This window comes from Ectothiorhodospira magna (genome assembly GCF_900110965.1).
GTDB classification, from domain to species: Bacteria; Pseudomonadota; Gammaproteobacteria; order Ectothiorhodospirales; family Ectothiorhodospiraceae; genus Ectothiorhodospira; species Ectothiorhodospira magna.
Genome location: NZ_FOFO01000020.1, coordinates 41,400 through 67,232, shown reverse-complemented (window position 1 = coordinate 67,232; position 25,833 = coordinate 41,400). Strand labels below are relative to the sequence as shown.

19 protein-coding genes, 3 tRNA genes and 1 pseudogene are annotated in these 25,833 nt (G+C 57.8%); 21 read left to right on the top strand and 2 right to left on the bottom strand.

The genetic code is table 11. The annotated features are described in order from the left end of the window. Positions 1-60 (bottom strand): helix-turn-helix domain-containing protein (locus tag BMX62_RS09360; RefSeq protein ID WP_238375931.1); only part of this gene is annotated, 60 nt, incomplete at its 3' end. 176 nt (positions 61-236) lie between these two features. Between BMX62_RS09360 and BMX62_RS09355 the strand changes: the two are divergent. From BMX62_RS09355 to BMX62_RS09290, 14 genes and pseudogenes are all read left to right on the top strand, one after another. Then, a pseudogene (locus BMX62_RS09355) lies at positions 237-334 on the top strand (IS200/IS605 family transposase); the annotation flags it as partial. Between the two features lie 145 nt (positions 335-479). Further along, positions 480-1,931: a TrkH family potassium uptake protein gene (locus tag BMX62_RS09350; RefSeq protein ID WP_090207863.1), complete on the top strand. Its 1,452-nt coding sequence runs from the start codon at positions 480-482 to the stop codon at positions 1,929-1,931. 78 nt (positions 1,932-2,009) lie between these two features. Next, positions 2,010-2,753 carry a lysophospholipid acyltransferase family protein gene (locus BMX62_RS09345; protein WP_090207861.1) on the top strand — a complete coding sequence of 248 codons (744 nt, stop codon included), beginning with the start codon at positions 2,010-2,012 and terminating at the stop codon, positions 2,751-2,753. 65 nt (positions 2,754-2,818) lie between these two features. Beyond that, a complete protein-coding gene (locus BMX62_RS09340; RefSeq protein ID WP_090207857.1) occupies positions 2,819-3,517 on the top strand; it encodes a metal-dependent hydrolase in 699 nt (232 codons plus the stop codon). Positions 3,518-3,664: 147 nt separating this feature from the next. Next, positions 3,665-4,813 (top strand): substrate-binding domain-containing protein, encoded by a 1,149-nt coding sequence (locus BMX62_RS09335; RefSeq protein ID WP_162273527.1) that lies wholly within the window; start codon positions 3,665-3,667, stop codon positions 4,811-4,813. A gap of 94 nt (positions 4,814-4,907) precedes the next feature. After that, positions 4,908-7,634: a putative bifunctional diguanylate cyclase/phosphodiesterase gene (locus BMX62_RS09330; RefSeq protein WP_162273526.1), complete on the top strand. Its 2,727-nt coding sequence runs from the start codon at positions 4,908-4,910 to the stop codon at positions 7,632-7,634. 64 nt (positions 7,635-7,698) lie between these two features. Next, a complete protein-coding gene (locus tag BMX62_RS09325; protein WP_090207848.1) occupies positions 7,699-8,130 on the top strand; it encodes a DUF3617 domain-containing protein in 432 nt (143 codons plus the stop codon). Positions 8,131-8,150: 20 nt separating this feature from the next. After that, positions 8,151-8,498 carry a CidA/LrgA family protein gene (locus BMX62_RS09320; RefSeq protein WP_090207846.1) on the top strand — a complete coding sequence of 116 codons (348 nt, stop codon included), beginning with the start codon at positions 8,151-8,153 and terminating at the stop codon, positions 8,496-8,498. Beyond that, positions 8,495-9,226: an LrgB family protein gene (locus BMX62_RS09315; protein WP_090207843.1), complete on the top strand. Its 732-nt coding sequence runs from the start codon at positions 8,495-8,497 to the stop codon at positions 9,224-9,226. The genes BMX62_RS09320 and BMX62_RS09315 overlap by 4 nt, the downstream gene beginning before the upstream one ends. Positions 9,227-9,287: 61 nt before the next feature. Then, positions 9,288-9,626, top strand: coding sequence for a hypothetical protein (locus tag BMX62_RS09310; RefSeq protein WP_143339725.1), 339 nt, complete (start codon positions 9,288-9,290; stop codon positions 9,624-9,626). Between the two features lie 110 nt (positions 9,627-9,736). Continuing rightward, positions 9,737-9,813, top strand: a tRNA-Asp gene (locus BMX62_RS09305). 53 nt (positions 9,814-9,866) lie between these two features. Beyond that, positions 9,867-9,941, top strand: a tRNA-Thr gene (locus BMX62_RS09300). A 361-nt stretch (positions 9,942-10,302) separates the two neighbouring features. Beyond that, the gene (locus BMX62_RS09295; protein ID WP_090207837.1) at positions 10,303-11,097 is read left to right on the top strand and encodes a response regulator; all 795 of its coding nucleotides are present in this window, start codon (positions 10,303-10,305) and stop codon (positions 11,095-11,097) included. A gap of 41 nt (positions 11,098-11,138) precedes the next feature. Further along, positions 11,139-11,687 carry a hypothetical protein gene (locus tag BMX62_RS09290; protein WP_143339723.1) on the top strand — a complete coding sequence of 183 codons (549 nt, stop codon included), beginning with the start codon at positions 11,139-11,141 and terminating at the stop codon, positions 11,685-11,687. A 50-nt stretch (positions 11,688-11,737) separates the two neighbouring features. Here BMX62_RS09290 and BMX62_RS09285 read toward each other — a convergent pair. Next, positions 11,738-11,814, bottom strand: a tRNA-Val gene (locus BMX62_RS09285). 256 nt (positions 11,815-12,070) lie between these two features. On the opposite strand from BMX62_RS09285, the gene BMX62_RS09280 reads away from it, so the two are divergent. From BMX62_RS09280 to pglZ, 7 genes are all read left to right on the top strand, one after another. Continuing rightward, positions 12,071-12,877 carry a DUF1819 family protein gene (locus BMX62_RS09280; protein WP_274377168.1) on the top strand — a complete coding sequence of 269 codons (807 nt, stop codon included), beginning with the start codon at positions 12,071-12,073 and terminating at the stop codon, positions 12,875-12,877. A gap of 109 nt (positions 12,878-12,986) precedes the next feature. After that, on the top strand, positions 12,987-13,610 hold the full coding sequence (locus tag BMX62_RS09275; protein WP_090207829.1) for a DUF1788 domain-containing protein: 624 nt from the start codon (positions 12,987-12,989) through the stop codon (positions 13,608-13,610). 70 nt (positions 13,611-13,680) lie between these two features. Further along, a complete protein-coding gene (gene brxC / locus BMX62_RS09270; RefSeq protein ID WP_090207826.1) occupies positions 13,681-17,376 on the top strand; it encodes a BREX system P-loop protein BrxC in 3,696 nt (1,231 codons plus the stop codon). 424 nt (positions 17,377-17,800) lie between these two features. Beyond that, on the top strand, positions 17,801-21,469 hold the full coding sequence (gene pglX, locus BMX62_RS09265) for a BREX-1 system adenine-specific DNA-methyltransferase PglX (RefSeq protein WP_090207823.1): 3,669 nt from the start codon (positions 17,801-17,803) through the stop codon (positions 21,467-21,469). A gap of 13 nt (positions 21,470-21,482) precedes the next feature. Continuing rightward, entirely contained in the window at positions 21,483-22,598 is a 1,116-nt protein-coding gene (locus BMX62_RS09260; protein WP_090207820.1) for an AAA family ATPase, read from the top strand. Next, a complete protein-coding gene (locus BMX62_RS09255) occupies positions 22,595-23,164 on the top strand; it encodes a hypothetical protein (protein ID WP_202906241.1) in 570 nt (189 codons plus the stop codon). The genes BMX62_RS09260 and BMX62_RS09255 overlap by 4 nt, the downstream gene beginning before the upstream one ends. Positions 23,165-23,173: 9 nt before the next feature. Next, the gene (gene pglZ / locus BMX62_RS09250) at positions 23,174-25,807 is read left to right on the top strand and encodes a BREX-1 system phosphatase PglZ type A (RefSeq protein WP_090207815.1); all 2,634 of its coding nucleotides are present in this window, start codon (positions 23,174-23,176) and stop codon (positions 25,805-25,807) included. The last annotated feature ends 26 nt before the right edge of the window (positions 25,808-25,833 follow it).

Sequence of the window (25,833 nt, the reverse complement as noted above, 5' to 3'; positions counted from 1 at the left end):
GGATATGATGCGAAGGCCGGTGTTATAGACAAAGCGCACCGCGCCGAACTGGTAGTTCAGAAATGCCGCCTGTTCGGTCGTGGGGTAGATGCGTAATCTTTGTGGCCTTCAGCATGTCAGTACTCACTGCTACTATAGCCATAGATTAATAGCTATGCTAGGGGGTTTCAAGTGAGTGCGGATGCGTCTACCGACTAGGGCGGCACAGCGTCACTCGTATTCCGCGCCTCAGCAAGAGCGCCGCGCTGTGGTCGAGATCGTATTTCGCTTGTAGCGCGGGGTGACTATCGAAACGTTGAAAGCCTATGTTCAGGGGCAGAAGACACAAAAATAGGGCCGCTTGCGCGGCCCCCGCTGACCTCCCCGCCCGAGTGGGCGAGGGTTCACGCGGGTTTTTGCTGAAAGCCGGCAAAATGTTTGCAACATTCCCCTTATGTGGCCTAATTTAGGCGCCCCTTAACCCCTCCCTGGAACCGCTCATGTACTGGTCTTCAGTGCTTCGCGTCGTCGGGCTACTGTTGATGCTGTTCAGCGTCACCATGCTACCGCCGGCCCTGGTGGCACTCATTTACGGCGACGAGGGTCTGGTGCCGTTTTTGATCTCCTTTTTGGTGATTTTGGTGGTGGGCAGCCTCATCTGGTTGCCGGTGTGTCGCCAGCGCCAGGAGTTGCGCACCCGGGATGGCTTTTTGGTGGTGGTGCTGTTCTGGACTGTGCTGGGACTGTCCGGCGCCCTGCCACTGACCCTCTCCCAGTCACCCAGCATCTCCATCACCGACGCCGCCTTTGAGAGCATGTCCGGGTTGACCACCACCGGGGCAACGGTACTGACCGGGATCGACGATCTGCCCGAGTCCATCCGTTTTTATCGCCAGCAACTACAGTGGCTCGGGGGAATGGGCATCATCGTGCTGGCGGTGGCCATCCTGCCCATGCTGGGGGTCGGGGGGATGCAGCTTTACCGGGCCGAAACCCCAGGACCAGTGAAGGACTCCAAACTTACGCCCCGTATTGCCGAAACCGCCAAGGCCCTGTGGTACATCTATCTGACCCTGACCATCGCCTGTGCCACCGCCTACTGGTTGGCGGGAATGACGGTCTTTGATGCAATAGGCCATAGTTTCTCTACCGTGGCCATTGGCGGATTTTCCACCTACGATGCCAGTATGGGTCATTTTGACAGTCCGCTGATCTCCATGATCTGCGTGGTCTTCATGCTCATTGCCGGGATCAACTTTGCCATGCATTTTCTGGCCTGGCGCACCCGTTCCCTGCGGCATTATCTGCAGGAAGCCGAAGTGCGCTGGTTCATTGGCATCATGGTCACCACCGGGATTGTGGTCACGGCCACCTTGATGTTGACCCAGCACTATGATGGTTGGGGCCAAACCCTGCATCAGGCCATTTTCCATACGGTATCCATCGGCACCACGGCGGGGTTTGCCACTGACAGTTTTGATCAGTGGCCGGTGTTTCTGCCGGTTTTGCTGGTACTGGTGGCTTTCATCGGTGGTTGTGCCATGTCCACCGCCGGCGGGATCAAGGTGATCCGCTTCATGCTGCTGATCAAGCAGGGGTATCGAGAAGTGATCCGGCTGATCCATCCCCAGGCCCAGGTGATCATCAAGGTGGGCGGCAAACCGGTGCCGGACCGGGTGGTGGATGCAGTCTGGGGTTTTTTTGCCACCTATGTGGCCCTGTTTGGCCTGATGATGATGATTTTGATGGCCACCGGACTGGATCAGGTGACGGCATTTTCTGCCGTGGCAGCCAACATCACCAACCTGGGACCGGGACTGGGGGCGGTGGCTGCCAATTATGGGGATATCAGCGATCTGGCCAAATGGGTTTTGATGTTTGCCATGCTGCTGGGCCGGCTGGAGGTCTTTACCCTGCTGGTGCTGTTTACTCCGGCCTTCTGGCGCCATTGACCCCGGTGCCGATGACGCCGGTGGCCGGACCTGCCATCATTGACCACCTTTGATTCGAACCGGAGCGGAGTATCCACCATGCCCCACACCAAGACCAGCCTGAATATCTGGCTGCGTAGTCTGCTGTTTTTTCTGCTCTACAATCTGATGGGCATTGTCCATAGCATCCTGTGCCTGTTGGTGGCACCGTTTCAGCGCTTTGAACAACGATACCGCTTTGTCAGTCTGTGGACCCAGGCCACCATGACCCTGTTGCGGGTGCTCAACGGTGTGCATATCCAGGTGGAAGGACTTGAACATATCCCCAGGGATGAACCGGTGGTGATTTTGTCCAATCATCAAAGCCAGTGGGAAACCTTTTATCTGCAACTGCTGATTTCGCCCCAGGCAACGGTGGTTAAGCGTGAACTGCTGAAAATCCCGTTCTTTGGCTGGGGATTGGCCCTGCTCAAGCCCATCCCCATCGATCGGAGCAGTCCGACCACGGCCCTCAAGACCATCCTCAAGGTTGGCAAGGCCCGTCTGGATGAGGGTATCAGTGTGGTGATTTATCCCGAAGGCACTCGCCAGCCACCGGGACAACTGGGGCGTTTCAACGTAGGGGGCGCCATGCTGGCCTGCCGTGCAGGACGACGGGTGTTGCCTGTGGTTCATAATGCCGGTGACTGCTGGCCTCATGGTTCCTGGCTACGCCATCCAGGGACCATTTATCTGCGTATCGGCCCCCCCATGTCCTGCCAGGATGGGGATGCCAAGGCCCTCAACAAGCAGGCAGAACAGTGGATTCGGGACAATGCCCGCACACTCAAGCCTGGCTCATAGACCAGATATTCCATCTGGATACCAGGATGTGAAAAAATCTACTATTCAGGTAATCACGATTCCAAATGGCAAATTTTACAACCCATGTAACAGTGGCCGGCATGGCAGCCGTGGCCGTGGTGTCTCCCATTGCGGCCATGGGTCTGCTGCCCTGGCCCGACAGTCTTGTGCTGGCCCTGTTCGTGGTGATGGGCACCCTGTTGCCCGATATTGATGTCAATGGAGGCCGGCCCCAGCGATGGCTGTTTGGTACATTGGCCCTGGCCGGGGCTATCCTGGCCTTTCATCTGGTGGCTGATCTGAAGGTGTTTTCCCTGGTGGCGGTACCAGGTCAGGTCTTTACCGTGGAAGCCATCGCCCTGGCCATCCTGGTGTGGTTTCTGATCCGACATCCAGCGGCCACCCTGTTTCAGAAAATGACCCGCCATCGGGGGTTATGCCATAGCCTGGTGGTGGCGGCCTTGTGGGGACTGGGATGGGTCTATCTGGGGTTGACCTGGCTATCCACGCCGGATCTACTGGTCTGGCTACAGGGTCTGGCCCTGTTTGTGGGTTTTTTGATCCATCTGATTCTCGATGAACTCTACAGCGTGGACATCAATAGCGCCCGGATCAAGCGCTCCTTTGGCTCTGCCTTCAAGATTTGGGAACCGGCCTTCCCCCTGGGATCCCTGCTGGCCACCGCTGCCCTGGGGCTGCTGTTATGGCAACTGCCCTACCCCCATGAACTGATGGAATGGCTGCGCGTTGGCTTTCTCTCGTAATCAGCTTGCCCAGGAGTCTCCCTTTTGAACATTTGCACGGCGCCGCTATACTGGCCCTGCCCTTATGAATTCACGGTCGGGCGGACCGGAAGTAACGCCTGCAGTTCTTGCCACCCTGGAGGACGGCGTGTTCCGCGCAACATGGTAATGCTCAAGTCCGCCGCGTTGATCTTCATGCTGTTCTCCCTGCTGGCAGGTTCGCCACTGCGGGGTGAAGAGTTGTCCCGCTACTGGTCCGTTGACCACTATCTGGCAGCGCATCCTGAACAGGCAGCCTTGCTGGACGCCTTTGCCCTGCGGGTTGCCGATTCCCCCCAGCCCCTGCCCTCTGCCACCGGGATGGCGCCGGTGAGGGTGGCCATCGTCTCCCCCGATATTCAAGCCTCGGACTATTGGCATCGCAGCCTGAAAGCCTTTTCAGGCCGGGCCAAGGCCCTGGGGCTGAACCTGCAGATCACCGTGTATTCCGCCCGACCGGGCGCCATCGACCCTGTGGCCCAGGTGGAACGGTTACGGGAAGCCCTCGACAGTCAGCCGGATTATCTTGTCTATACTCTGGACACCCCCGTCCATCATCGTCTGGCGGAACGTCTGCTGGCCATCTCCTCCACCCATCAAGCCGGTCCAAAAATCATTCTGCAGAACATCACCACTCCATTGCGGGCCTGGGACGGGATGCAGCCCTGGCTTTATGTGGGCTTTGACCATGTGGAAGGTTCCCGTATGCTGGCCCGCCATTTCATCGAGCACACCCAGGGGCGAGGTGAGGTGGTGATGCTGTATGCCGGCGAAGGCTACATCAGCCAGTCCAGGGGAGATACCTTCCTGTATGAGATTGCCAAATTTCCCGATCTTGCGTTGCGTGCCACTTATCTGACCCAGCTACAGATGGAAAAGGCCCGCCGGGCGACCGAGGATGCACTGATTCGCTATCCTGATCTCACCCTGATCTATGCCTGTGCCACCGATATTGCCCTGGGGGCTGCAGCAGCGGTAACGGCGGCCAGCCGTGAAAGCACCCTGCTTATCAACGGCTGGGGTGGCGGTGGCCAGGAACTGCAATTGCTGCAACAGGGGGTGTTGGCGGCCACGGTGATGCGCATGAATGATGATGCAGGTGTTGCCATGGCCGAGGCCATTGCCATGGATCAAAAGGGACAGGGACATCAGGTTCCCCGGCTGTTTGCCGGCGAAATGGTGCTGCTCACCCGGGATATGACGCCAGATACCATCAGGGCACTGGAACAACGGGCCTTTCGCTATTCTGGTCTGCCTGATCCCATAACACTGGAATAATACCGGCCAATCATGCCGGTCAACCCTAAAAACAGTCTCCCGTATGCCCAAACGCACACTGACTCATACCATTATTCTGGCCCTCGGAGGCGGGATGGTGCTACTTGGTGTGCTGGCGGTGGTGTTGACCATCCAGGGTTCCCGTCAGGCCACCTGGGCCGAGTTGCAGCGCGGCTTTGACCGCAGTGCCGCCCTGGCGGTCCTGATGCTGGATCAGGACATCGAAATCATTCAGCGCACGACCGATGAAATCATGCGCTTGCCCCCGTTGCGTCAGGCAGTAGCGACGGGAAATCGGCAACAGGTGGAGGCCCTGCTGCTGCATCAACTTCAGTTTGATCTGCAGGGGGTTTTTGATGGCATCCTGATCCGGCACGAGGACGCCCCTCGCTGGGTGGAAGGCGGATTTGCCATTCATCGACAGGAAACATTGCTGGACTGGATGGCAGACCTGCCCCGTACCCCCTCGGGCCTGTCGGATACCCAGTTGAAGGTAATGACCGACCCAGACGGACAGGCCCGGCTGGTGCTGGTACTGAAACGGTATTTTCGTGACCCGGATACGGGCCGGGAGCTGGGGGCTTTCCTGGGGGCTGTGGTGCTGTCAGACCGACTGAGCCTGTTCAACCAGATCCGCCGTACTGCGGGTCTTCAGGGGTTCAGTCTGGCGGTGGATGGTCATTTGTTTCCCGGCACCTGGCTGGATCATGTCTTGCCCCCTGGCTCCCAGAGCCTGCTTTGGGAGCAGGAACAGTTTGATGGGTTCATCCGCCAGGCAGATTCCTACGTGGCCCGACGCGCCCTGACCCTCACCAGGGTGAACGACCCCTTAGTGATGATCATGCATGTGGAAAATCCCCGGAATGAGGACTACATACTGGTCACGGTGATGGCCCTGCTGGCAGGGTTCATCGTGCTGGTCATGGCAGGCCTGCTGATCTTCCTGACCCATTATGTGGCCAGACCCCTGCGTCGTCTGGCAGAGCAGACGCGGCAGTTGCCGGTGGGGCCATTGCGGCCTTTGACCATGCCCCGGTTCCATTTGGGGGATGAACTGGGGCAGGTGGTGACCGCCTTCAACGAGTTGATCAATCGAGTGGCCGTCCATCAACAGGAACTGGACCGCATGGCCCACTACGATACCCTCACCGGCGTCCCCAACCGCCGTCTGCTGGCAGAACGCATAGCCCGCAGTATTGCCCGTGCCCGCGCTTCTGATGTTCCCCTGGCGGTCTGTTATCTGGACCTGGATGGCTTTAAACCCATCAATGACCGTTTTGGTCATGCAGTGGGTGACCGCCTGCTGCTGCTGATCGCCGAACGGCTCAAGACGTTGTTGAAAAAGGAAGATACCCTGGCCCGGCTGGGGGGTGATGAGTTTGTGCTTTTATTCAACGGACTGGATCATTCTGAAGTCGCCAATGCCCTGTTCCGGCGGCTGCTGGGGGCCGTGGCAGACCCGGCACTGATTGACGGAACCTGCATGCGGGTGTCTGCCAGCATGGGAGTCACTTTCTTTCCCGCCGATGACAATGACCCGGACACCCTGATCCGCCATGCAGATCAAGCCATGTATATGGCCAAGGAAGCCGGGAAAAATCGCTACCATGTTTTCGATCCGGATCAAAGCCGGCGCCATCAGGACCGTATGGAACTGCTCAGCGCCATGGAAATGGCCCTGCACCAGCGGCAATGGGCTTTGCACTATCAGCCCAGGGTGGATCTGGTCAGCGGCACCGTGGTCAGCGTAGAAGCCTTGCTGCGATGGCATCACCCGGAGCGAGGGCTGCTCATGCCCGGCAGTTTCATGGATGACCTCATCGGCAGCGAACTGGAGCCGAGGATCGGACGCTGGGTGATTGAGGCGGCCCTGAGCCAGATGGCCCTATGGCATACCCAGGGGCTGAAAATTGGCGTCAGTATCAATATCAGCGCCGATCACCTGCTGGAGGACGGATTCGTTGAGTACCTGGAGGAGGTACTGGACCGGCATCCCCGACTGCCCCGGGATCAGGTGGAGTGTGAAATCCTTGAAACCGCCACCCTCAAGGACTTGTATCAGGCCGGCAGCGTGATTGCCCGGTGCAAGCAGCTGGGGGTACGGTTTGCCCTGGATGATTTTGGTACCGGCTATTCTTCCCTGGCCTATTTCCGCTCCCTGCCGGTGGATGTGCTCAAGATCGACCGCAGCTTCGTCAAGGACATGCTGGAAGACCCCAATGACCTGGACGTGGTGGAGAGCATTGTGGGGCTGGCCGCCACCTTCAACAAGGACATCATTGCCGAAGGGGTGGAAAACATGACCCAGGCTGCCATGCTCATCCAGTTGGGTTGCCGCCATGTGCAGGGGTATGCCATTGCCCGCCCGATGGTGGCCGAGGTACTGTCCGACTGGATGCGCCAGTGGCATAAACAACGCCCGGATCTGTCCGGGTATCACGGACAGGGCATGGAAGGGGACCTGAACATCATTGTGGCCTCCAGGGGCTACAAATGCTGGCTGGACAAGGTGCTGGAACAATGCCAGCAAACGGTGCAGGACCCACGGGACTGGGAGCCGGAAAATATCGCCAATCCCCGTTTTGTACGCTGGTACAACGGCAGTGGTTCCACCCGATATGGCATGCAGGGCACCTTTGCTGCCCTGTGGGCTGCCCATGTCCGGGTACAAGACCAACTGTTGATCTTGATAGAAAACTGGCAGCAAGGGGCTGATGATGCGGATATGGAAACAGCCCGGCTCCAGGTGCGGCAAACGGCGGACCAGGTTTTTGACTGCTTTGAACAGCTCAAGCGCAAAGGCCCCAAAAAGCGCAACTGATCACCCTTTTTGGATTGAACTGCTACCATAACTCTTTGAGTCCCCATATTTTGGAGTGTTGATAATGTCTTTTCGTATTCCGGCTTTGATGGCCGTCATGATCTTTCTGCTTGCCAGCCCGGCCACCGCTGCCGATCTTGACATTCAGCCAGGAGACTGGGAGTTCACCAATGTCACCCGTATCCTGGGAGACTCTCCCTTTCCTGAGCAGACCACCACCAACCGTCAGTGCATCACTGCCGAGGATGTGGCCAGGGGGCCGGATTTCATGGAGCTGAGCGAAAATTGCCAGATGTCCAACCTTCAGATCAGTGCCGCCGCCATGAGTTACGACATGGTCTGCAAGGAAAATGACATGGAGATTCACATGCAGGCAGAGATGCGCTTCCAGGGCAACCGCCTCAGTGGCCTGGTCGATGCGGAACTGGAAGGCCCCATGGGCAAAATGCCCATGCGGACGGAAATCACCGCTCGGCGCATGGGGGATTGCCCCTGAACTGAAGGGACAGCCGCGGCATGTTACAGGCCATTATCCTGATCCTGTTATGTCAGTTGGCAGGTGAAATAACCGTATTGCTGCTGAATTTACCCGTGCCGGGGCCGGTACTGGGTATGCTGCTGCTATTTGGCGGTCTGTTGTGGTACGGCCAGATGCCCCCGGCCCTGAAACATTTCAGCGATACCCTGTTACGCCATCTGGCCCTGTTATTCGTACCCGCCGGCGTGGGGCTGATGGCGCATTTCAGTCTGGTGGCTCGTGACTGGTTACCTCTGCTGGCCGCCCTGGTGATCAGCACCGCCCTGGCTCTGGTTGTGACCATGCTGGTGCTCGCGGCGCTGATTCGGGCCCAGGATCGGCCATGAATGAGGAATTCACCGATATCTGGGCCTTTCTGGCCGCCAGCCCCCTGCTCTGGCTCACCATGACCCTGGTGGTATTCCAGGTGGCACTCTGGCTCCACCGGCAACTGGGGGGCAGTATGATCCTGCACCCGGTATTGATTGCCATGGCGCTGCTGATCAGCATTTTGCTCCTCACGGGCACAGACTATGACACATATTTCGAGGGTGCCCAGTTCATTCATTTCATGCTGGGGCCTGCCACTGTCGCCTTGGCCATTCCCCTTTACGAACATCGTCACCAGATCCGGCAACTGCTATTACCGTTACTGGTGGCCGGAGTGGCTGGCGCCCTGGTGGCGGCCATCAGTGCAGTGCTGGTGGCGGCCCTGCTGGGTGCAGATCCCCTGACCCTGCTGTCATTGGCGCCCAAGTCGGTGACTTCTCCCATAGCCATGGGGATTGCAGAAAAGATCGGTGGACTGCCCTCCCTGACGGCAGCACTGGTTTTGCTCACGGGGGCCATCGGCTGCTTGCTTTCACCCCTGCTCATCCGGCTGCTGGGTATCCGGGATGACCGGGTCAAGGGATTTGCCCTGGGACTTTCCGCCCACGGTTTTGGCACGGCCCAGGCATTTGGCATCAGTGCCACGGCGGGTGCTTTTGCTGGATTGGGCCTGACCCTGGCAGGGGTCATGACCGCTTTTTTGCTCCCTCCTGTGACACCCTGGCTGCCAGGACTACTGCCTTGAGCCTCATAATTTGTGGTGTACTGCCGATAGAGTATGTAGGTAACGACTCGGGATGGGGACCGTGATGGAAGTCTATGTGACCAAATGGGCGCTGACTACAGGCATCGTCAAGGTAGAGGCGGAACACACGTCGGAGGATCAGAAAAGCATCTGCTTTCGCCTGTTTTTCGATGAATTGGGCAAAATCTTTTCGGTACCTCAATATGCCCACCAGGGCGAGTGGTTTACCACCCTGGAAGAGGCCCGAGCCCAGGTGGAGACGATGCGTCGCAAACAAATCACCGTCCACATGCGGGCTATTGAAGACCTGAAAACCATGGAAGTGCCGGTGATCATAGCCAACAAGGGTATTCGGGGCCGGGACGGCATGGCCAGAATCAAGGAAGAACTGATGGACTGACGCCCCTCCAGGCCGGGGTGAAATTTTTTTGAAAATTTTCGTGCATTTTTTGAAAAAGCCGGTATAATGCGCCCCACATCCAGCAGCAAGCTGTTGGTTGCAGTCAGTTTGGAGCGGTAGTTCAGTTGGTTAGAATACCGGCCTGTCACGCCGGGGGTCGCGGGTTCGAGTCCCGTCCGCTCCGCCATCTTCCAGACCCTGAGCGAATTTGCTTTCGGGGTTTTTTGTTTTAAGTGTCTTGCCCATGTGGCTCAGTGGTAGAGCACTCCCTTGGTAAGGGAGAGGTCGGCAGTTCGATCCTGCCCATGGGCACCATCTCCCCGATCGTGCAAAGCAGTCTCCCCCCCCCTGATTTTCCCGGGATAGCGTACCACCCAAGGCGGTGGTGGCTTGGGTCATCCCCTTGTGTCATCCCGATGTATATAGAATAATCCATCAGTACAGACCACACCTATACCACCCAAGCCTGTTCGTGCCATGGTCATATCGGCAACAGCAGTCCCAAAGGCAGGACAGCGCCTGGAATAAGAGAACGGGCCTGTCGAATTGCGGCATAACCGCGACCTCAATGCCACAAGGACCATTCTCGCGCCTGGGCACAAGCGTCTCGCAAGAGAAATCCCCCAACTTGTGGGGAGGGGAGGGTGTCAATGATGAAATTCACGGGGCTTGATTAATGAGTCAAAGGGTATGTGTTGAAGATCTGGCCATTTTGCTGATCGAGCCATCTCGAACCCAGCGTCAGATCATCACCAAACTGCTGTCTGATGGACAGATCCAAAAAATCGAAACCGCCGACAGCGCCGCAGCGGCTCTGAATATCATGGCCGGTTACGTTCCCGATCTGCTGATTTCCAATTTTTACATGCCGGACATGGAAGCGCCCGAGCTGTTCGCCCGGATGAGCGCCGACCCCAATCTATCAGAAGTGCCCAAGATGGTGATTTCCAGCGAACAGGACCACGACAAGCTGGACGCCGTGCGTCAAAGCGGGGTACTGGCTCTGTTGCCCAAACCTTTTGATCGTTGCGACCTGGAACGGGCCCTCAGGGTGACTCTGGATTACCTGGAAGAAGAGGAACTGGATCTGGAGGATCGGGATATCACCGAAGTCAGGGTGCTGCTGGTGGATGATTCCCGCATGGCCCGTAATCATTTGCGGCGGGTGCTGGAGCATGTAGGGGCACAACATATCGACGAAGTGGAAAACGGTGCCCTGGCTCTGGAACAACTGAGCCAGCATGAATATGACCTGGTGGTGACCGATTACAACATGCCGGTCATGGATGGTCAGGCCCTGGTCAACGAAATCCGCAGCAATCCGGCCTATGTCCACATCCCGGTGATGATGGTGACTTCCGAATCGGATATTTCCCGGTTGTCATCGGTAAAGCAGGCCGGGGTATCGGCCATCTGCGACAAGCCCTTTGAAGTGAATCAGGTGCGCAAGCTGCTCAAAAGAATCATTTGATGCATCCTCAAATCAACCTGGATCAAGCAATCGGGTAGATCATGTCTGATAAGTCAGCAATACCTTCCCGGGCAGAGCAGCCAGACCTGGACTGGAGTCAGGTTCGGGAAACCGTCATGATGCTGCATCTGGCGGTGGCCCAGATCGAGCGCACCATGGGAGATGGCAATGACTCGGTCAACACCCTGACCCGCTCCTTTACCGCCATGGTAGGTAAAAGCCAAAGTATCCACGTGGCTGCGGACAATCTGCCAGAAAGCCGGGAAAAGGACACCATTTTGAGCAATTGTCAGGAGATTGAAGCCAGCATGGCTGAGGCCATCATGGCTTTTCAGTTCTACGATCAACTCACCCAGCGTCTGACCCATATTGGCAACAGCCTGGATGATCTGGCCAGATTGGTGGCAGACCCCCAACGGCTTTACAACCCTTATGAGTGGCATGGTTTACAGCGGGCCATTCGCTCCAAGTACACCAATGAGGCAGATCGCAGGATGTTTGATGCCATTTTGGGGGGCGCCAGCATTCAGGAGGCCCTGGCCCTGCCATCTTCCACTGCGGAAGACGGGGATCGTATCGAACTGTTTTGAGCACAGCAAAAAGCCCCTTGATCAAGGGGCTTTTTGCTTTTAAAACAATATGGTAGGCGCGATTGGACTCGAACCAACGACCCCCACCATGTCAAGGTGGTGCTCTAACCAGCTGAGCTACGCGCCTGTCGTTGTTGAAGGGCGGATTATACAGGCTTCTATCAGGGTGTCAACACTCATGCGAATGGGCCGCAATGGTCAACCACCCCATCTAACCGCTTGCGCGGTTTAGGTGAGGCTTGTAAGCCTCCGGGTTGACCAGGCTCAGTCCTTGGCGGGACTCCGTTGGAGGGGTCATGACACCTTGGAATGCGCGCGCGCCAGTTCCAAGCCCTGTCGGGACGGATTAAAAGTAAGCTGGGGGTGCAGCAAATCGAGGCTGGCTGCCACCTTCCGTCCGCTACCGGGTGCAAACCACCGAGACCTGGATCACCCACCTGCGACGCTGGAGCCCCGTCACCGCCCTGAGTTTGGAGAGCGCCAGGTTCGATACCCAGCTTCTCGAAAACCCCGAGCTGTTGAGTATTGATGTTATCATGGTGATATGGCACAACACAGGGGTGACTAACCTACCGCTAAAATCATCTTACGGCTTCCGCTATCACTCCGATCTCATCGGCGGTTCACTGATGGTTTTTGAGAGTCGAATTATCGCGGATCTGATGCTGTCCGATGTTGACCGGGCGGCCTGGAAGACCGCGATCCATGACGAGAATCGCCTGCAAAAGGCGCGTCCCGCCACGGCGACGCGTGTGGCCCGTGCGGTTCGTCAGCGCCTTGAGCGGCTGGAAGCGCCGTTTTGGCAAGCACTGCGGGATGGTGATGACCAGCTGGCGACCCAAGTGGCGTTCTGTGCCGCCCTTGCACGCAACCCATTGTTGGTGGAGTTTCTGGAGGTCGTGGTGACCGATGCTTTCGTCACGCGGGCAGAGATCCTCGAGCTCTACCACTGGGACGATTTTCTGGACGAGCGCGTGTACCGTGATGCATCAATCGCCGACTGGACGAGCGCCTCCAAACGCAAGATGAGGCAGGTTGCCTTTCGGATGCTGGCAGAAGTCGGTTTACTGGAAAGCACCCGCAGCCGCCGTCTGCGCCCCCTGTTTTTGAGGCCGGAACTGGTGGGGCTACTGGAGAGACATCGGTTCACCCGGTTGCTGAATTGCCTGAAGGCCCTGGGTCCACGGTAATCCGACCCGGGCGGGCAGGAGGGGCAATCGCCCGGGGCTCGCTGGTTTTGCGGGGGGTGGGTAGAATGCCCTTAAAGAAGACAAACGCTGACACAGGGATGGGAACCGAATGCCGCTGACCCGCCGGGACGATCCCCACCTCAAGAATCGCCTCAACCAGATCACCGACAGGATCACAAGCCCGAGCTTTCTCTCCGGCCAGGGGCTGGGCAATGAAATTGGCTTCTGGGTTTTCGACTATCCACCCGAGCACGAACTGCAGGTGCGCGAGTACCTCGGCTTCCTGGAGGGTGTGCTGGCCCGCCAGCATGGCGAGCTGAAGGTGGATCACGTCAATCTTCTGCGCGTCTTGCGCGACTACCTTGAAGAACGCTGTTTCCTCGAAAAGGCCATCGCCATGCAGCAGCAGAAGGGAGATCAGGCGCTGCTCAAGGCCCTTCGTGGCCCCCTGCACATGGACAAGTTCGCGCCCTTCCTGATGGGACACGCTTTGTCTGAAGACCCGGATGTGGTGCTGATTTCTGGCGTGGGCAGCGTCTGGCCCGTGATGCGCGCCCACAGCCTGCTCAATGCACTGCATGGCCGGCTCGGCCATAAGCCGCTGGTCCTGTTTTATCCCGGCAGTTATGACGGTCAGAGGCTGACTCTTTTCGACCAGATCACCAGTCACCCCTACTACCGTGCATTTTCGCTCGTGCCGTCATCGCGGACCACCAGCACCTCGGCCCAGTGAAATTCACCTTGAGATCCCCATTTGCCCTGTCCGCAGGGCAGGGTGCCGCCAGTTAAGGAATCGATCGGACATGCGTATCCAGGAGCTCTTCCAGAAACCCTTGCACCGTCCCATCAATGGGGTCGTGAAGGCCGACCAGAAGGACCGGGAAACGGTCTACCAGGAACTTGATGAGTACGTGGTGACCAACGAACTGGAGAAGCATTTCCGTGCTTTCTTCGAGTCCTACACCACGCCGCTGGGTGACCCGTCCCTTGCCAACCGGGTCGGTGTCTGGATCTCCGGGTTCTTCGGCTCCGGTAAGTCACACTTCCTCAAGGCCCTCTCTTACCTTCTGGCCAATATCAAGGCCCAAGACGCAGATGGCCACGAGCGATGTGCCGCCGATTTTTTCGACGAGAACAAGCTTCATGACCCGATGATCCGCGCAGACATTGCCAAGGCCGTGCAGGAACCGGCGGATGTCATCCTGTTCAACATCGACAGCAAGGCCAGTTCCAACGACGCCGGCAATCCCATCCTCAACGTCTTCCTGCGGGTCTTCAATGAATATCAGGGGTTCAGCGGCGACCACCCCCATATCGCCCACATGGAGCGTCACCTGGCACAGCGTGGCATGCTCGAACGCTTCAAGGCCGCCTTCCAGGAATCCAGCGGCATGGTTTGGGAAGAGGAGCGTGATGGCTATCAGTTCTACCAGGACGACATTGAAAAGGCGATCAGCCAGACTCTGGAGCTTTCACCCGAAGCCGCTCACCGGTGGTTTGAGCAGTCCGAAGAGGCTTTCAGCGTTTCGGTGGACAATTTCTGCCGTTGGGTGAATGAATATCTGAACGATCAGTCCCCGACACGGCGCATGGTTTTCATGGTCGACGAAGTGGGCCAGTTCATCGGCAGCAATACCCGGCTCATGCTGACCTTGCAAACGCTGACCGAGAACCTTGGAACCATCTGCAATGGCCGCGCCTGGATCGTTGTGACCTCCCAGGCCGACATGGACGCAGTGCTGGGGGAGATGACAGCCGCCAAGGCCAATGACTTTTCCAAGATTGCCGGACGCTTCAAGACCCGCCTGTCACTCTCGAGTTCCAACTCGGATGAGGTGATCCGCCGGCGCCTGCTGGCCAAGACCCCGGCGGCCCGAGAGGAGCTCTCCGGGGTGTTCGAGGCCCAGGGTGCGATCCTGCGCAACCAACTCACCTTCGATCGCTCCGGTCCCACCTTGAAGAACGTGGATGGCACCGAGAGCTTCATTGCCAACTACCCTTTCGTGCCTTACCACTTTCAGCTGGTCCAGAAGGTCTTCGAGGAGATCCGCAAAGTGGGTGCCACCGGGGCTCACCTGGCCTACGGTGAGCGCTCCATGCTCGATGCCTTCCAGATAGCCGCCAAGGCGGTGAGCGACCAAGAGGTCGGCGCCCTGGTGCCAATGCATAGCTTCTACAGGGCTGTGGAGGGGTTTCTCGATACGGCCGTCAAGCGCACCATTGACCAGGCCAGCGAGAACGCGGCGCTGGATGACTTTGACGTGGAAATCCTGCGTACCCTGTTCATGATCCGTTATGTGGACCTGGTCAAGGGGACGCTCGACAACCTGGTCACGCTCTCCATCACGCGCATAGATGACGATCGCCTGGCGATCCGTGAGCGCCTCGAAGGCACCCTGGCCCGTCTGGAGAAGGAGAGCCTGGTCACTCGCAATGGTGAGGAGTACCTCTTTCTTACCAACGAGGAGCGGGACATCACCCGCAAGATCAAGGCCACCGAGATCTCCAGCAGTGACGAGAACAAGGAGTTGGCCAACCTGATCTACAAGGATCTGCTACGCGACCGCAACAAGTACCGCTACCCACTCAACAAGACCGACTACACCATTGGCCGGTATCTGGATGGTCACACCCTCGACGGTCGGTTTCAGACCCAGCTCCGCGTCGAGGTGGTATCACCGCTGGACATCGATTATGGCCGAAGCTATGCCGACCAGAGCGGAGAGGCCGCCTGCATCTTCAAGAGCAGCGAAAACCAGGGGCAGGTACTGATCCGCCTCAGTGATGACAAGGCCTTCTTTGACGATCTGCGTACCTTTCTCAAGACCGAGAAATTCATCCGCCTGAACGCCGCCTCTGGCGATAGCAACGTGGAGCGCATCCTGGCCGACCGTGGCCGGGAGAACCAGGCACGACGCAAGCGTCTGCGCATTCGTCTGGAGGAAATGTTGCTGGATGGGAATGTTTATGCCCTGGGCCAGAAGCTCGATCTCAACCGCAGTCAGCTCAACAGCCGTCTGGATGGCGCTTGCGAATACTTGTTGAAGAATACCTTTGGCAAGCTGGGATATCTAAAAATGCTCAGCGCCGAACCCACCCGTGAATTGCTGGCTGTGCTTACTGCTGATGATATTACTCAGTTGAGCATTGGCCTTGATGGGGAAGAGGGCAATCCCCAGGCGGTGCGCGAGGTGGAGCAGTACATCAACCTGCACAATGGCGAGCCGGTGGCGCTCAATGCATTACTGGAGCGCTTCAGCAATCGGCCCTTTGGTTGGCCGGTGGAGGAAACCCTGCTGATCCTGGGCAGGCTGTTTGCCGTGGGTCGCCTGACGTTCCATACCGCAGGGCCCGCCCTGACGGGCAAGGAAGCCTTTGATCTGCTCAACAACGCGCGCCGGCGTGGTGAGGTGAGGGTACAGAAGAAGCGCCAGACGGACGAGGCCGTGCTGGGCCAGGTGCGTAATCTTACCAGGGATCTATTCAGCAAGCTGGGGCCGTCCAGCGAGAAAGAACTTTACGCCTTTTACCAGGAACAGTTCGGCCAGTGGCGCAAACAGCTGGAAGGCTACCGCAGCAAGACCGAGGTGGGATATTTCCCCGGCCGCGCCGACATCGACAGCACGCTCAAGGCCGTCGAGCGCCTGCTTTGCATCGACGACAGCTTCGATTTCTTCAAGGCCGTAGCCGAGCAGAAGGATGACCTGCTTGATCTTGAAGAGGTCTATCGCGACCTCCACGAGTTCTTCACCAAGCAGCTCACCACCTGGCAGCAGCTTTCAGAGGCGCTGACTCGTTTCCAGCCCAATCGCGGGATGCTGGAGAAGAACCCAGAGGCCCAAAAGGCCCTGGCGGAGCTGGATCGCATCCATGCCGCTGATGCGCCCTACGGCCTGTTGCAGAAAGTCGCCGGGTTGATTCACACCGTGGAGGAGATCAACCGGCAGTTACTGGAGCGCAAGCGTGAACATGCACTGGGCCTGATCGACAAGCGTATCGCTCGCATCAGCGCCGAACTCGTCAGGAGTGGCATTGGCACCCCGGAACTGAGCAACCAACTGCTGCGCCCCCTGCAGCTGATCAAGCGGGAGATTGAATCGACCCGCAGTATTGCCCAGATCTCCATGCTCCAGGGGGAAATGGCCAGAGAGCGAGAGGATGAGAGCCTGGATGCCCTGCATCGCGCCCAGGAACTGGCGGCCCGGCAGCAGGGAGTGGGGCCGGTGGACTCAGAGGAGGCCGACGACCGGGGGGATGATGTCCACGGCACGGGTTCAGTCACCTCCACCAAGGCCGGTGATGATGCTCAGGAAGTGCGCGAGCGGGATCCTGTGGTGGCACCCAAGCCGGTGGTCGAGGTATCCGTCAGACGGATACTGGGTCGCACCCATGAAGGGGTTTATCTGGAAGACCAGCAGGAGGTGGATGCCTTCCTCGATGCACTCAAGCGCGAACTGGAAGAGGCGATCCAGTCCAACAAGCGTATTCGCCTGCGCTGATGCGGGGGGGAGACAGTAGGAAGTCTGATATGGACAATTTTAGCGACTACATCGTCTACGTGGACGAAAGCGGCGATCATGGCTGCAATGAGCATGTGCCAGGGCGGCAGGCAGAATGCCGGGGTGGGCTATGAGCAGTGGGGATTAAAACGCTTCCCCCAGAAAAGCGAAGAGCCTCGATGACACTCACCGAAGCTCAGACGCCGACCGGGCACTCCCAGTCCATTTGCCACCAGTATAGTCCGGGCGGGCCGGGACGAGCAAGCACGACTACGGCAGCGCTCAGCGAGAGCCGTACCATGATCGTGATCCACCGCTTGCCGTCATCACTGTTGCGCGTCGAAGCCTGTCCCATATCCTGGGACACAGGGCAACCGGGATCATCTTGCCTGCCAAAGGCCAGCTGTACGTGAAGGAATTCAGCATGAACACTGCCAACATCAAGAAGTACGCCCCCAAGGCGCGTACCCGCTTCATTGAAACCATGACCCGCCAGGCCGCCCGCTACGGGATCACCAAGGGCAACGTGGCGCCTGCCGAGGTGCGTGGCGATGTGATGCTGATCAGCACCCTGGACGGCCAGACCCACAGCTTTCCCAAGGCGCTGCACGGCCCCCGCGAGGCCCTGGCCAGGTGGGTGACCCAATTGGGCTTCGAGCAGGCCATGGAGCAGGCCGCCTACAGCTGGTTCAACCGCCTGTGTGCGATTCGCTTCATGGAACTCAAGGGGTATCTGGATCATGGTCGGCGGGTGCTCTCCCATCCGGCTCACGAGGGCAGTTTCCAGATCCTCGACGACTGCCTGGAAATCGACCTGCCCGGACTCGATACCGCCCGGGTGCGCGAGCTCAAGCTCGACGGCACCCAGGACGAGGCGCTCTACCGCGAGCTGCTGCTGGCCCAGTGCCACGCCCTGCACGAGGCCATGCCGTTCCTGTTCGAGCCACTGGACGATGCCAGCGAGTTGCTGCTGCCGGACAACCTGACCAAGACCGACTCCCTGATCCGTGAACTGGTGGAGGCGATCCCCGAGGAGGACTGGCAGGAGGTGGAGGTGATCGGCTGGCTCTACCAGTTTTACATCGCCGAGAAGAAGGACCAGGTGATCGGCAAGGTGGTCAAGAGCGAGGACATCCCCGCCGCCACCCAGCTGTTCACCCCCAACTGGATCGTTCAGTACCTGGTACAGAACTCTGTCGGCCGCCAATGGCTGCAGACCTACCCGGACTCCCCCCTCAAGGGCCGGATGCCTTACTACATCGAGCCGGCTGAGCAAACGCCCGAGGTGCAGGCCCAACTGGATGCCATCACACCGGCGAGCATCGACCCCGAGCGCATCAAGGTGCTGGACCCGGCGTGTGGCTCCGGCCACATCCTGGTGGAAGCCTATAATGTACTGAAGGCCATCTACGAAGAGCGAGGCTACCGCTCCCGCGACATTCCCAGGCTGATTCTGGAGCACAACCTGTTTGGCCTGGATATCGACGACCGCGCCGCCCAGCTTGCCGGTTTCGCACTGCTGATGAAGGCCAGGGAAGACGACCGCCGGATCTTCAGTCGTGGCATCCGCATGAATGTGATGGCCCTGCAGAGCACCCGGCACCTGGATGCCGGGAGTCTCTGGAGGGATCTCAATCTGACTGGCGACTGGCACCGGGGGCAGTCCCAGAGCCTGTTCGAGAGCGAGCAGACTGAACTGTCCAGTAATGACAGCACCTTCAAGGTCATTGTGGATCTGATCGAGCGTTTTCAGGAGGCCAAGACGTTTGGGTCGCTGATTGAGGTGTCGAACGATCTGGAAGCTCCACTCAAGGCCTTGCTGGGGGAGTTAGGTGAGCTTGCCCACAAGGGCGATACCATGCAGAAGACCGCTGCCAGGCAGTTGATGCCGATTGTGCGGCAGGCGTGGGTGTTGGCGCAGCGGTATGAGGCGGTGATTGCTAACCCGCCGTACATGGGCAGCAAGGGGATGAACAAGGCGCTGAAGGATTATGCCAAAAAGGCGTACCCAAACAGCAAATCTGACCTTTTTGCCATCTTTATGGAGCATGCCTTTAGTCTGCTGACGCCGCTTGGCTACAACTCTCAGATCAATATGCAGTCATGGATGTTTCTCTCCAGCTACGAAAAGCTGCGGGAATGGCTGCTGAGTAATGCCACAATCATCACAATGGCCCACCTTGGGTCTCGGGCTTTTGACAGCATTAGCGGCGAAGTTGTCTCAGCTACTGCTTTTGTGATGGAAAAAATTGCGAAACCGGATTTTCAAGGTGCCTATATTAGGCTGGTTGATGGTAAATCGGAATCAGAGAAGAAAGATGCTATTTTGAAGGCCATTCAGGACCGTCAATGCGGGTGGCTCTATGAGGCGAAGCCGGATGATTTCAAGAAGATTCCGGGGAGTCCGGTGGCTTATTGGCTTTCAGAGAAAATGCTTGATCTTTTTTACAGCCGTCCCTCTCTTAAAAGCAAATGTTCACTAAGAGAAGGAATCAATACTGGTGAAAATGATAGATTTCTCAGGAGATGGTACGAGATTGATTATGAAAAATTTGCCAAACCTTCGGGTATTGACCTCGAAAGAGTCGAGAAAAGATGGTACGCACATCGTAAGGGTGGGGAGTTTAGGCGATGGTACGGAAATCTTGATTATGTTTTGAACTGGCAGTTTAATGGCAAGGCTATTCATGACTTTCACGGCCTCCCCATTGATTACAATGGGGCTCCCGTAAGGGGGAAGTCGTTTTTTTTTAAACCAGGCCTTAGCTGGAGCAGAATTACATCTGGAAGCTTTGCGGTTCGCTACTATGAAGTTGGAATGACCTACGACTCTACAGCTCCCTCAGTTTTTTCAAACGAGGGTGGGCTTGATGTAATTATGGGCTTTCTAAACAGCTGCGTTGTCTTTAAGCTACTCGAGGCTCTTAGTCCGACTATGGATTTTAGAATAACAAGCATGGGGCGTCTGCCATTAATAGAGGTAGAGGCCAGCGTGAGGCATATAGAAAAACTAGTAAACAACTCCAAGCTGGATTGGGATGCGTTTGAAACGTCTTGGAATTTCTCGGAGCCTCCTATATTAGAAGAGAAATTTTCCACTAAAAAGTTAAGCTTGGTCTTTAAGTGTGCGCGAAGTGAATGGCAAGACTTAATATCAGAAACACAGCGCCTTGAGGTAGAGAATAATAAAATATTTATTTACGCATACGGCCTTCAAGACGAACTTGATTCCGGTGTCCCGCTGCAAGATATCAGCCTGAATTGTAACCCCCATTACCGCTACGGTGGCAACCGTTCTGAAGAAGAGCTGGAAACCCTGCTTCAGTGCGACACCCTCAAGGAGCTGGTCAGCTACGCCATCGGCTGCATGATGGGGCGATACTCGCTGGACAAGCCCAGCTTGATCCTCGCCAGCCAGAGCGAGACCATTCGCGACTACCTCGCCCAGATCCCTGAGCCCAGCTTCGCCCCGGATGAAAACGCCATCATCCCACTCACGGATCAGGAGTGGTTCCCCGACGACGCCACCAACCGCTTCCGCGACTTCGTTCGCACCGTCTGGGGTGACGAACACCTGCAAGAGAATCTCGACTTCGTGGCTGAAAGCCTCTGCCTGCACGCCATCAAACCCAAAAAAGGCGAAGCCGCGCTGGACACTATCCGCCGCTACCTGAGCACCCAGTTCTTCAAGGACCATCTACGCACCTACAAAAAGCGCCCCATCTACTGGCTGTTCAGCTCCGGCAAGCAGAAAGCCTTCGAGTGCCTGGTCTACCTGCACCGTTACCACGAAGGTACCTTGGCCGAGATGCGCACCGACTATGTAATCCCCCTCACCGAAAAACTCACCAGCTACATTGAAAAACTGGAACAGGACAAGGAAGCCAGTGCCTCAGCCGCAGAGGCCAAGCGCATCGAGAAGGAACTGGGCAGGCTCTACAAGCAGCAGGCCGAACTCAACACCTTCGATGAAAAGCTGCGCCACTATGCCGACCAGCGGATCTCACTGGATCTGGATGATGGGGTGAAGGTGAATTATGGGAAGTTTGGCGAGCTGCTGGCGGAAGTGAAGCAGGTCACTGGTACATCCTGAGAGGAGCCTGTTGATGCAAATCCGGCAGTTGAGTATCAAAGGCTTCAAGAGCCTGTCGTCGCTGATCATGGAGGATGTCAGCCCGCTGATAGTGATGGCCGGGCCCAATGGCGCAGGAAAGAGCAACCTGATTGATGCGCTGGTCTTTCTGGGTGCCGTGGTCAAGCGTGGCGCAAAGCAGGCGATTCGTGAATTTGGCGGATTTTCGCAGATTCACTGTTTCAAGCATTACACAGTGAATCGAACCACCATTGAGTTTGCGCTGAAGATGCGACTGCAGGCGCGTGACTATGACTATCGCCTGACGCTCAACAACATCGACCATACGCCGCAGCTGGTAGAACATCTGAAGGTGGATGGCGAGGTGATGATCGAGCGCTCCAGCGGTGGGTCGGCACACGTCAGGCTCGATAGTTCAGGGGAACTGAGGGCGCTGGATAACTACGCCCCGGACATGACCGCACTCATGCTGCTGAGTCAGTTGCCGGTTTATGATTATCTCACCAATATTCGCGTGTTTCGCATCGACCCTGCCGCTGCCAAGGAGCCGGACACATCCGATACGGATGCCACAGAGCTGCACAGCCATGGCCGTAATGTCGCTACCATGCTCTCCGTGCTTGAGAAGGATGAGCACTTCCGCCAGCAGGTGCTGGAGTGGATCGGGCTGATCGTGCCGGGCATGGAGCGGGTCGCCACCGAGCATCAGCGTCGCGATGGCTCCACGGTTATCACCTTCAAGGAGGAGGGAACCAAGACGCTATTCCCGGCGCGGCTGGTATCGGATGGCACCATGTATGCGCTATGTATCCTGACGGCGGTGCTGAGCCGATCGCGTGAGCTGGGCATGACCCTGATAGAGGAGCCGGAGCGCGGTCTGCACCCCCAGGCCATCGGGGAGCTTATACAGCTGATGCGCGAAAATGCCGAGGCAGAACACCCGATCTTCTTGACCACGCATAGTGAATCCGTAGTGCGTAACACACAGCCGCAAGAGCTTTGGCTGGTGGCCAAGGAGCAGGGGAAAACGCAGCTTCGGCCGGTGCGAGAGGCCGCTGATCTACTGGATAGCATTCCTCTGGACAAAGCCTGGCTGACCAACCTGCTGGATGGAGGTCTGCCGTGGTGAGTGTCGGGTTTATCGTGGAAGGGGATAGCGAGAAAATTGTGGTGGAGTCTGAGCGCTTCGGCGATTGGCTTACCGAGCATGGTTTTTGGCGAGTCAACCCCGTCATCAACGCCAAGGGCGGCGGCAATCTGCTGCCACAAAATATCCGTGTGTTCCTGGCAGCACTTGAACAGGCCGGTGCTCAACAGGTGGTTGTCATCACCGATCTGGAGCGTGAAGCGTCCGTCACCACTGTCAAGGCACGCATCGAAACACCGGGCGTGGATGTCATCTTCGTCGCCGTCAAGGCGCTGGAGGCATGGTTTTTGGCCGACACCCAGGCCATGTGCCGCTGGCTGGGCATCGCGGATTTTTTCGAGGCGCAGCCGGAAAGGACACCGGATTTGCCTTGGCAGTATCTGAAGGATGTTGCCAAGGCTCATGGCAAACAAGGACCAGGCAGCAAGGCCGCCTTTGCCAAGCGGTTTACCCGATATCATGGTTTTGATGTCACGCGATCCGCCCAGCATCCCGAGTGTCCCAGTGCCCGGGAGTTGGTGGACCATTTCCAGCGACGGACAATGTAAGGAGGCCTGATGCAACTCAGCCAGCTTCAGCAAGGTTTGCAGCAGACCTTTTTTTCGGATGGCCACCGCCTGGTCTTCTGGTACGACGCGCACGGCCATTTTGCCGATGCATTGGATGACCTGGCCCTGGATGGCGTGCAGATCCTCAACATGGCAGGTCAGTCCACCTTCGGCGTGAAGCTGCGTCTGGAGCTGGAAGAGCCGCAGACGCCGACGCTGCTGTACTTCCCCTGCGCCGAGCCGGCGCCGGAGGATGACTGGCTGTTGGACATCAAACTCTACTCAGGGCGCTTCTATGCCGATCAGCTGTCGATGATCTTCAATGAGCTGGGCCTCAGCCGGCACATGCTGCGGGAACATCTGGCCCGGCGGCAGGGGTTCCTGGGCAGCCGCAAGCGCATCGAAGCCCTGAAGCGCCTGGTCACGCCAGAGATGGACGACGATGAGCTGGACCTGGCCATGTGCGCTGCCTTGTTGGGCGCATCGGCCTGTGACATCGCCACCTTACTGTTCCACCTGGGCGATGAGGCCGTGTCTGATGACGTGGGGGTGGAAGGCACGCCCGCTTCACTGGAGGAGATGACCAAGTATGGTCTGGTACCCAGTCTGGTTCGGGCCTTGCGGCAGGAAGTGGGTTACCCGGCGACCCAGGCAGAACTCGACGGCGAGACACCGCTGCATTTTGGTCAGTTGATGCTCCGGCTGCTGATCACCGGTTATTGCGAGAGCATTTCCGAGATTCCCGACTGGGCGCAGGGGCAGGCCATTGCTTCGGTGAACGCCCGAGCCACCTCACGGGCGCTGCTCTCACGCTGGCGGGACAGCTCACGTTTCTACCCGGCCTTCGATGTGATCTCCGGGTGGGTGGCCCAGGCCCTGCGCATCGAGGACAAGATCCGTGACGTACCGCTGGAACGGCTGGCCAATGTGGCTACCTTTGAAGCAGTGGAGAAGCAGATCATCGTCGATTTATGCCAGGCCATTCCCGAGGCGGATGGCCGGGATCTGGAGATGTTTCGCGGTATCATCGCCAGTCGCCTGGATGGCTATTGGGCCTCACGGCACAAGAATGACGAACGGCGGGTTCGGTTTCGGCAGCTTTACGCGGCCTTGAGTGCCGCCATCGACCTGTTCGCCCTGCGGCAGCAGCACCGGGATGGTTTCCACTATCCCGGTATCGAAGCCCTGTATCAGGCCTACTGCAAGGAGCTTTACCGTTTTGACACCGCTTATCGTCACTATGTGGTGGCATCGGACAGCACCAGTGTGGAGCTGCTCAAGAAACTCGATGAGGCGGTGGAGCGATGCTACGACGAATGGTTCCTGGGGCATCTGACTCGCAACTGGAGCGAGCGAATGGATGCGGAGGACCGCCTCCGCAATTGGCGGTTGCCCCATGTCCCCAATCAGCAGCATTTTTTTCGTGATGTGGTGAAGCCCCATCTGGACGCCCATCGTAGTGCGCGCCTGGTGGTGATCATCAGTGATGCCTTTCGCTATGAAGCCGCCGAGGAACTGCGCGAGCGCATCAATGCCAAGCGCTACTGCGAGGCCACCCTGAAAAACCAGTTGGGTGCGGTGCCCAGCTACACCAGTCTGGGGATGGCGGCACTGCTACCCCATCGGGAGCTGAGTTACCAGCCGGGCAGTGACACCGTGCTGGTGGATGGCAAATCCAGCCAGGGAACAGAAAACCGGGGCCAGCGACTTGCAGCCGCTGTCCGCGACCGGGCTGCCATGGCGGTGACTGCCGAAGAGGTCAGGGGGTGGTCACGTGAGCAGGGTCGTGAAGCCATCAAGGGCATGCAGCTGGTCTACGTGTATCACAACGTGGTGGATGCTCGCGGTGACACCGCCAGCACGGAGAGCGAGACCTTTTCTGCAGTGGAAGACGCCATCGAAGATCTCGATACGCTCACCCGAAAGATCCTCATGCACCTGAATACCAGTACCGTACTGATCACGGCTGATCATGGTTTCCTGTTTCAGCGCAGCAAGCTGGACGCCACCGACCGCACCGCGCTGGATGAGAAGCCGGCCACTGCCTTCAAGAGCAAGAAGCGCTATGTGCTGGGCACCACGTTGCCCGAGAACCCAAGTGTATGGCACGGCCATACCCGTGACACGGCAGGCACCTCCTGTGATACGGAGTTCTGGATTCCCAAGGGCGCCCATCGCTTCCACTTTGTCGGCGGAGCCCGCTTCGTGCATGGGGGTGTTCTGCCCCAGGAGATCGTGGTGCCGGTGCTTACCGTCAAGCAGTTGCGGGGAGAGCGGGTTGAGGAACGGACGCTCCGCAAGGTGAGCGTGATCTCACCCAAGGCGTCGCTGAAGATGGTCAATAACATTCAGCGTTTCGAGTTGTTGCAAACCGAGGCGGTGAGCGAACGTCTCAAGCCCATCACCCTGGCGGTGGCCATCTTTGAAGGGAGTGAGTCCGTCTCAAGCGAAGAGACCGTGACCTTCGATAGTGCCAGTGAAAAGATGAACGAACGCATGAAGTCCATTCAGCTATCGCTTTCGGGTACTGACTTTGATCGCAAGCGGGACTATTTCCTGGTGCTGCGTGACAAGGATCTGGGCACAGAGTTGGAGCGGTATCGGGTGGTGATTGACCTGGCTTTCACCGATGATTTCTTTTGAGGTTGTCAATTGACAACCCTGACGGC

Bases quoted from the DNA above. Each gene is read 5' to 3' on its own strand.
- BMX62_RS09330 (WP_162273526.1), top strand. From the start codon at position 4,908: ATGGTGCTACTTGGTGTGCTGGCGGTGGTGTTGACCATCCAGGGTTCC.
- BMX62_RS09275 (WP_090207829.1), top strand. From the start codon at position 12,987: ATGCCGCTGACCCGCCGGGACGATCCCCACCTCAAGAATCGCCTCAAC.
- BMX62_RS09340 (WP_090207857.1), top strand. From the start codon at position 2,819: ATGGCAAATTTTACAACCCATGTAACAGTGGCCGGCATGGCAGCCGTG.
- brxC (WP_090207826.1), top strand. From the start codon at position 13,681: ATGCGTATCCAGGAGCTCTTCCAGAAACCCTTGCACCGTCCCATCAAT.
- BMX62_RS09295 (WP_090207837.1), top strand. From the start codon at position 10,303: ATGAGTCAAAGGGTATGTGTTGAAGATCTGGCCATTTTGCTGATCGAG.
- BMX62_RS09290 (WP_143339723.1), top strand. From the start codon at position 11,139: ATGTCTGATAAGTCAGCAATACCTTCCCGGGCAGAGCAGCCAGACCTG.
- BMX62_RS09315 (WP_090207843.1), top strand. From the start codon at position 8,495: ATGAATGAGGAATTCACCGATATCTGGGCCTTTCTGGCCGCCAGCCCC.
- BMX62_RS09350 (WP_090207863.1), top strand. From the start codon at position 480: ATGTACTGGTCTTCAGTGCTTCGCGTCGTCGGGCTACTGTTGATGCTG.
- BMX62_RS09260 (WP_090207820.1), top strand. From the start codon at position 21,483: ATGCAAATCCGGCAGTTGAGTATCAAAGGCTTCAAGAGCCTGTCGTCG.
- BMX62_RS09320 (WP_090207846.1), top strand. From the start codon at position 8,151: ATGTTACAGGCCATTATCCTGATCCTGTTATGTCAGTTGGCAGGTGAA.
- BMX62_RS09325 (WP_090207848.1), top strand. From the start codon at position 7,699: ATGTCTTTTCGTATTCCGGCTTTGATGGCCGTCATGATCTTTCTGCTT.
- pglX (WP_090207823.1), top strand. From the start codon at position 17,801: ATGAACACTGCCAACATCAAGAAGTACGCCCCCAAGGCGCGTACCCGC.
- BMX62_RS09345 (WP_090207861.1), top strand. From the start codon at position 2,010: ATGCCCCACACCAAGACCAGCCTGAATATCTGGCTGCGTAGTCTGCTG.
- BMX62_RS09335 (WP_162273527.1), top strand. From the start codon at position 3,665: ATGCTCAAGTCCGCCGCGTTGATCTTCATGCTGTTCTCCCTGCTGGCA.
- pglZ (WP_090207815.1), top strand. From the start codon at position 23,174: ATGCAACTCAGCCAGCTTCAGCAAGGTTTGCAGCAGACCTTTTTTTCG.